At 65.5% G+C, this 6,921-nt stretch carries 8 protein-coding genes; 7 read left to right on the top strand and 1 reads right to left on the bottom strand.

All coding sequences use genetic code 11. The annotated features are described in order from the left end of the window. From WIMU1_RS24975 to WIMU1_RS24950, 6 genes are all read left to right on the top strand, one after another. Positions 1-906, top strand: a 906-nt coding sequence (locus WIMU1_RS24975; protein ID WP_174548780.1) for a cytochrome c oxidase subunit I, incomplete at its 5' end; no start/stop codon positions are given. A 2-nt stretch (positions 907-908) separates the two neighbouring features. Then, positions 909-2,165, top strand: a complete 1,257-nt coding sequence (serB, locus tag WIMU1_RS24970) for a phosphoserine phosphatase SerB (protein ID WP_243404235.1) — start codon at positions 909-911, stop codon at positions 2,163-2,165. Beyond that, the gene (locus WIMU1_RS24965; RefSeq protein WP_062801146.1) at positions 2,165-2,923 is read left to right on the top strand and encodes an aminoacyl-tRNA hydrolase; all 759 of its coding nucleotides are present in this window, start codon (positions 2,165-2,167) and stop codon (positions 2,921-2,923) included. The genes serB and WIMU1_RS24965 overlap by 1 nt, the downstream gene beginning before the upstream one ends. 9 nt (positions 2,924-2,932) lie before the next feature. Continuing rightward, positions 2,933-3,376 carry a cupin domain-containing protein gene (locus tag WIMU1_RS24960; protein ID WP_062801144.1) on the top strand — a complete coding sequence of 148 codons (444 nt, stop codon included), beginning with the start codon at positions 2,933-2,935 and terminating at the stop codon, positions 3,374-3,376. Between the two features lie 90 nt (positions 3,377-3,466). After that, the gene (locus WIMU1_RS24955) at positions 3,467-4,297 is read left to right on the top strand and encodes an ABC transporter ATP-binding protein (protein ID WP_062801142.1); all 831 of its coding nucleotides are present in this window, start codon (positions 3,467-3,469) and stop codon (positions 4,295-4,297) included. Next, a complete protein-coding gene (locus WIMU1_RS24950) occupies positions 4,294-5,103 on the top strand; it encodes an NUDIX hydrolase (RefSeq protein WP_062801140.1) in 810 nt (269 codons plus the stop codon). The genes WIMU1_RS24955 and WIMU1_RS24950 overlap by 4 nt, the downstream gene beginning before the upstream one ends. 4 nt (positions 5,104-5,107) lie before the next feature. Here the strand turns inward: WIMU1_RS24950 and ligD are convergent, their stop codons facing one another. Next, positions 5,108-6,073 carry a non-homologous end-joining DNA ligase gene (gene ligD / locus WIMU1_RS24945; RefSeq protein WP_062801139.1) on the bottom strand — a complete coding sequence of 322 codons (966 nt, stop codon included), beginning with the start codon at positions 6,071-6,073 and terminating at the stop codon, positions 5,108-5,110. A 46-nt stretch (positions 6,074-6,119) separates the two neighbouring features. On the opposite strand from ligD, the gene WIMU1_RS24940 reads away from it, so the two are divergent. Continuing rightward, positions 6,120-6,908 (top strand): enoyl-CoA hydratase/isomerase family protein, encoded by a 789-nt coding sequence (locus WIMU1_RS24940; RefSeq protein WP_062801137.1) that lies wholly within the window; start codon positions 6,120-6,122, stop codon positions 6,906-6,908. Positions 6,909-6,921: the final 13 nt, after the last annotated feature.

Here is a 6,921-nt window from a genome sequence, read left to right as displayed (position 1 = left end):
CCGATCTTCGGCTACTCCACACTCGTCTATGCCACCTTGGCGATCGCAGCTCTGTCGGTGGCGGTGTGGGCGCACCACATGTATGCCACAGGCGCCGTTCTCCTCCCGTTCTTCTCGTTCATGACGTTCATCATCGCGGTGCCGACGGGTGTGAAGTTCTTCAACTGGATCGGGACGATGTGGAAGGGTCACATCACGTTCGAGACGCCGATGCTGTTTTCGGTGGGCTTTTTGGTGACGTTCTTGTTCGGTGGTCTGACCGGTGTGTTGCTGGCGAGCCCGCCGTTGGATTTCCACCTGTCTGACAGTTACTTCGTGGTGGCGCACTTCCATTACGTGTTGTTCGGCACGATCGTGTTCGCGACGTATGCCGGTATCTATTTCTGGTTCCCGAAGATGACTGGCCGAATGCTTGATGAGCGTTTGGGCAAGATCCACTTCTGGTTGACGATGATCGGTTTCCACACCACGTTCTTGGTGCAGCACTGGGTGGGTAACGAGGGTATGCCGCGTCGGTATGCCGATTACCTGTCCACCGATGGGTTCACCTCGTTGAACATCGTGTCGACGGTGGGTGCGTTCATTCTGGGTGCTTCGACGTTGCCGTTCTTGTGGAATGTGTTCCGTAGCTACCGGTATGGCGAGGTGGTGACGGTGGATGATCCGTGGGGCTTTGGTAACTCGTTGGAGTGGGCGACCAGTTGCCCGCCGCCGCGGCACAACTTCACCGAGCTGCCGCGGATCCGTTCGGAGCGTCCGGCGTTCGAGTTGCATTACCCGCACATGGTCGACCGGATGCGCGAAGAAGCACACGTCGGCCACGCCAGCGAAAAAGCGGAACAGACCAAGCGTGATCCTTTGACGGTCGGTGGCACCGAGTCATCCACCGAACCCAACTCGTTCTGACGGTGGGACACAACATCAGCCAAAGCTCGGAAGAAGCAAGACCTCTCGGCACCTCGGTGCTGATCACGGTCACCGGTCACGACAAGCCAGGCGTCACGTCGGTACTGTTCGGAGCCCTGTCCACCCGCAACGTCAGCGTGCTGGACGTCGAACAGGTGGTGATCCGCGGTCGCCTCACCCTCGGCGTGCTGGTGAGCTGCATCGGCGACAGCGAAGAGTTGCAAGAGGTCATCGAGCAGGCCATGGATTCTCTCGGAATCGATGTCACGGTCGAGGTGGGAGCAATCAACGGCGACCGCAGGCTGTCCACCCACGCTGTGGTGATCCTCGGCAGCCCGGTCAGCGCCAAGGGGTTCAGCGCACTTGCCGGCGAGCTCGCCCGCCAGGGCGGCAACATCGACTCCATTCGCGGAATCGCGGACTATCCGGTCACCGGACTCGAACTACTCATCAGCGTCGACAAGGACAGCGTCGCCGCCGATGCCGCACTGCGTCAGGGACTTGCCGCCGTGGCCAGCAAGTACGGCATCGATGTGGCCGTCGAGCGAGGCGGTCTGGCCCGGCGGGCCAAGCGCCTCATCGTGTTCGACGTCGACTCCACCCTGATCCAGGGTGAGGTCATCGAGATGCTCGCGGCCCGGGCAGGCCGCGAACAAGAGGTCGCCGCAGTCACAGAGGCTGCCATGCGAGGTGAGCTCGACTTCGCGGAGTCTCTCCACCAGCGCGTGGCCGCACTTGCCGGTCTCGACGTATCGGTGCTCGACGAAGTGGCAATGGAACTGCAGCTCACGCCCGGTGCCCGGACGACCATCCGCACCCTCCACCGCATGGGTTACCACTGCGGCGTGGTGTCGGGTGGCTTCCGGCAGGTCATCGAACCGCTGGCCCATGAACTCGAGCTCGACTTCGTGAAGGCGAACACGCTGGAGATCTCCGAGGGCAAGCTCACCGGCCGGGTGAAAGGCGAAATCGTCGACCGGGCCGGCAAGGCGAAGGCCTTGCGTGCGTTTGCCGACAGCGTCGGTGTGCCGATGGAGCAGACCATCGCGGTCGGTGACGGGGCCAACGACATCGACATGCTGACAGTCGCCGGCCTCGGAATCGCCTTCAATGCCAAACCGGCGTTGCAGGAAGTTGCCGACGCCGCGCTGTCGCACCCGTTCCTGGACGCCGTCCTCTTCATCCTCGGTGTCACACGCGACGAGATCGAGGCTGCGGACGCCGTCGACGGTGTGTTGCGCCGGGTGCCGCTGAACTGATGGTCGCGCCCGACGCCGACAACACTTTTGTGCAGCGGTACCGGCGCCTGACCGAATACGTCGGTGGCGGTTCGGATCCGGTCGATCCGGGCCAGGTGCTGGCGATGCCGATGGTGCTGCACATCCCCAAGACCGATCCTCCGCCCAGGACCGAGCTACTCAACGCTGCGGCTTCCGCGGTCGCGGCATTGTGCCTCGATCCGCGCTCGGGCGGCGACGGCCCGTGGTCGGAACCGATGGACGCCTGGTGCGACGCGCGGATCCGTAAGATCGCGCGCCGCGCACGTGGATCGCATTGGAGTGCGGCACAAGAAGTCCCGGGGGTCACCACGCGATGCGGTTCGGCCGAGGCCCGGGCCATCGTCCCCGGACCGGTCGGCGACATCGATCGGCGGATCGGACGCCTCCAGATCGGGGGCACCGACGTGCCCGGCGACGATGCCGACGTGGGCACCGGGCCGGTGCTGTGGGTCAATCCGACTCTCGAGATGACGGTCGGGAAGCTCGCCGCACAGGTCGGGCACGCTGCGATGCTGGTCGTCCGGTTGATGTCCTTGGAGGACGCCGAGCGATGGTGGGCCGATGGATGCCCAGTACGGGTGCGCACCGCGTCGCCGGCCGACTGGACCCGGCTGATCGACGCCGACCTCACCGGCCATGCGGTTGCTGTGCGCGATGCCGGTTTCACCGAGATCGCGCCGGGCTCGGTGACCGTGATCGCCGAAGTAGGGCAGGCCGGCGAGGGCTCTGCCGATTAGTCTGGCGCCATGACCGAGCTCCCCGACTGGGCCGCCCAACTGCAACTGGAACCGCATCCTGAAGGCGGGTACTACCGGCAGACCTGGGTGAGCGATCTGACCATCCCGAAAGATGCTCTGCCGCAGGGGTATCCGGCTGAGCGAGCGGCCGGGACGGCAATCTTGTTCCTGCTGTTGCCGGGGCAGCAATCCGCGTGGCACACCGTGCGCAGTGCTGAGATCTGGCTGTATCACCGCGGGGCCCCGGTGGCCCTCGGTCTCGGTGGTGACGGACCTGAGCCCGCCGGTGAACGAACCGTGCTGGTCGGCGCCGACATCACCGCCGGTCAGCGCCCGCAGTACATCGTCGCGCCTGGCGAATGGCAGCGCGCGCAGCCGCATGGAGACGAACCTTCGCTGGTCAGTTGTATTGTCGTGCCCGGCTTCGACTTTGCCGACTTCACCATGCACTGACCTCGGGGACCACAGACCCGGTCGGCAAAGTGCCGGACGTGTTCGGCCCGCCTGCGCCGCCTTCGTGTCCCGGTGCGGCACGATAGGGGGGTGCGTGAAACGGATCCGGACCTGCTGATCGACTTCGAGGATGTCGCCCTGCGACGCTCCGGCAACACCTTGGTGGGGCCGATCACCTGGAAGGTGGAACTGGACGAACGGTGGGTGATCCTCGGTCCCAACGGGGCCGGGAAGACCTCGCTGATGCGCATGGCCGCCGCACAGACCCATCCGAGCAGTGGAAGCGCGTTCCTTCTGGGTGAGCAGGTCGGTCGCACCGAGATGAGAGAGCTCACCACTCGTATCGGCGTCACGTCAGCGTTGCTCGGCGAACGCATCCCCGATGACGAAAGGGTGAGTGACCTCGTCATCTCCGCCGGCTACTCGGTGCTCGGCCGGTGGAAAGAGGAGTACGACCAGGTCGACCGCGAACAGGCCCTGGAAACCCTCGAATCGATGGGTGCCGAACACCTCGCCGACCGCACCTTCGGCACGTTGTCCGAGGGCGAGCGCAAACGGGTTCTGGTCGCGCGCGCCCTGATGATCAATCCCGAGTTGCTCCTTCTCGATGAACCGGCCGCGGGGCTCGACCTGGGCGGACGCGAAGAATTGGTTGCGCGACTCGAGGTCCTCGCGGCCGATCCCGACGCCCCGGCGATCGTTCTGGTGACACATCACGTGGAAGAGATCCCGAACGGGTTCACACACGCGATGCTCCTGAAGGAGGGTGCGGTGGTCTCCCAAGGCCTGATCGAGGATGTGGTCACGTCGGAGAACCTGTCGAGCGCCTTCAGCCAGTCGATCGTGCTGACCAACACCGGCGGTCGTTTCTTCGCTCGGCGGGCACGTCGCGCGGGTGGCCATCGGCGGCGTGCCGAATGACGTTCGGACAGGTCTCCGATCCCGAGTCCGTCCCTCTGCGCGACGCGGCAACGGTGGTCCTCGTCCGCGGCGGAGTGGATGAGCGGCCCATCGAGGTCTTCCTGATGCGGCGGGTCAAGCAGATGGCGTTTGCCGGCGGGATGACCGTGTTCCCGGGTGGCGGCGTGGACCGCCGCGACGCCGAGGCTGATCTCGCGTGGATCGGGCCCGACGAGCACTGGTGGGCGGAGCGCTTCAACACCGATGCGGCCACCGCGCAGGCTTTGGTGTGTGCGGCCGTTCGTGAGCTGTTCGAGGAATGCGGTGTGCTGCTCGCCGCGCGCCCGGATGGCACGTTCCCCGACACCTCTGCCCTCAGCGCTGAGAGGGCGGCTCTCGTCGACAAATCGTTGTCGTTCGCCCAGTTCCTGCGTGAGCACGACCTGTCGTTGCGCGCGGACCTGTTGCGTCCGCTCGCGCACTGGATCACGCCGATCGGGGAGAGCCGTCGCTACGACACCAGGTTCTTCCTCGCTGCACTGCCCGAAGGCCAACAGGCAGACGGTGAGACCACCGAGGCCGCGGAGACGGCGTGGGCGACGCCTCGGGCGGCGCTCGAGGCCTGGGACGACGGGAAGCACTTCCTGTTGCCGCCCACCTGGACTCAACTCAAGGAGATCAGCTCCTTTGGCAGTCTTGCCGACCTGCTCGCGGCCGAACGCGAGATCGAGACGATCCTCCCCGAGGTCGTGTCGACCGGCGAGCGGATGCGTGTCCGGTTCGACGGGGAATCCGACTACCGCCGCTACCGGACGGACCTGGCCTGACGGGTCACTCGGGCTCGGGCGGCGGTGAGGCACCCTCACGCTCGTCGCGGTCGGCCCATTCGAGGAGTGTGTCCAGCCGGTAGGCGTGGTCGTCGATCGCCGAATGCAGGTCACCGAGTTCGGCGAACCGGGCCGGAACCGTCGCGATCGTGAATTCCTTCGGTTCCACATCGTCGATCTCGTCCCAGCGGATCGGGGTCGACACCGTTCCCTCCGGGTTGCCCCGAACCGAGTAGGCGCTCGCGATCGTGTGGTCGCGGGTGTTCTGGTTGTAGTCGACGAACACCGCGGCGGGGTCGCGGTCCTTGCGCCACCAGGTGGTGGTCACGTCGTCGGGGGCGCGGCGTTCCACCTCCCGGGCAAAGGCATGCGCCGCGCGGCGGACGTCGGCGAAACCCCACTCGGGCTCGATCCGAACGTAGATGTGCAGGCCCGAGCCGCCGGATGTCTTCGGATAGCCCGTCATGCCCAACTCATCGAGTACCTCATGGGCGACGTGTGCACTGCGGCGCACCCGGTCGAACGGGCAGTCGGGCATCGGGTCGAGGTCGATGCGCCATTCGTCTGGCTTCTCGGTGTCGAAGCGACGCGAGTTCCACGGGTGGAACTCGACGGTCGACATCTGCACCGCCCAGATGACACTGCCCAACTCGGTGACGCAGACCTCGTCGGCCGTCCGGCCGAATCGGGGGAAGTAGATGTTCACCGTCTCCAGCCAGGGAGGTGCTCCGGACGGGATGCGCTTCTGATGCACCTTCTGTCCGGCAACACCCTTGGGATACCGGTGCAACATGCATGGCCTGTCGAGCAGTGCGCGAACGACTCCGTCACCGACGGCGAGGTAGTAGTTGACCAGATCCAGCTTGGTCTCGCCCCGGGCAGGGAAGTACACCCGTTCAGGACTCGATACGCGCACGACGCGGTCGCCCACGGAGATCTCGATCGGCTCGCCGTGCGAGCTAGCTGCCATCCCCCGACAGTAGGGGATGGACCGGACACCCGGTAGCCTCCGATACATGCCTGAGTTCGTCACATTGCAGACGTCCGACGAGTTCCCCGGTGTCGGCACGATTCTTCTCAACCGCCCTCCGATGAACGCTCTGAGCCGGCAGGTGCAGAGTGAATTGGCCGACGCCGCCCGCGAAGCCACCCGCCGTGACGACATCAAATCGGTTGTTGTCTATGGCGGACCGAAAGTGCTTGCCGCAGGGGCCGACATCAAAGAGATGAACGACATGACCTACGCCGAGATGCGTAAGGTCGCCGGCCAGTTGCAGGACGGTCTGAGTTCCGTCGCCGCCATTCCCAAGCCGACCGTTGCGGCCATCACGGGATACGCCCTCGGCGGCGGGCTGGAAGTTGCGCTCGGTGCCGATCGCCGGATCGCCGGTGACAATGCGAAGCTGGGCGTTCCTGAGATTCTTTTGGGCGTCATCCCGGGTGGCGGGGGCACGCAGCGCTTGGCACGGCTGATCGGGCCCGCCAAGGCCAAGGACATGGTGTTCACGGGCCGATTCGTCGGCGCCGCCGAGGCCCTGCAGATCGGGCTCGTCGACGAGGTCGTCGCTCCGGACGAGGTCTACAACGCGGCGCTTCGGTGGGCGTCGAAGTTTTCGGGCGCGGCCAGCGTGGCGCTTGCCGCGGCCAAGGCGGCCATCGACCAGGGTCTCGACGTCGACCTGCGCACCGGCCTGAAGATCGAGGAGCATCTGTTCGCCGCGTTGTTCTCCACCGACGACCGGGCGATCGGCATGGCGTCGTTTGTCGAGAACGGCCCCGGCAAAGCAGAGTTCACGGGTAAATGAGTATCGATCCGAA

Origin of the sequence: Williamsia muralis NBRC 105860 (assembly GCF_001598915.1) — a bacterium.
Taxonomy (GTDB): Bacteria; Actinomycetota; Actinomycetes; order Mycobacteriales; family Mycobacteriaceae; genus Williamsia; species Williamsia muralis.
This window is presented reverse-complemented; position numbering and strand designations above follow the sequence as displayed.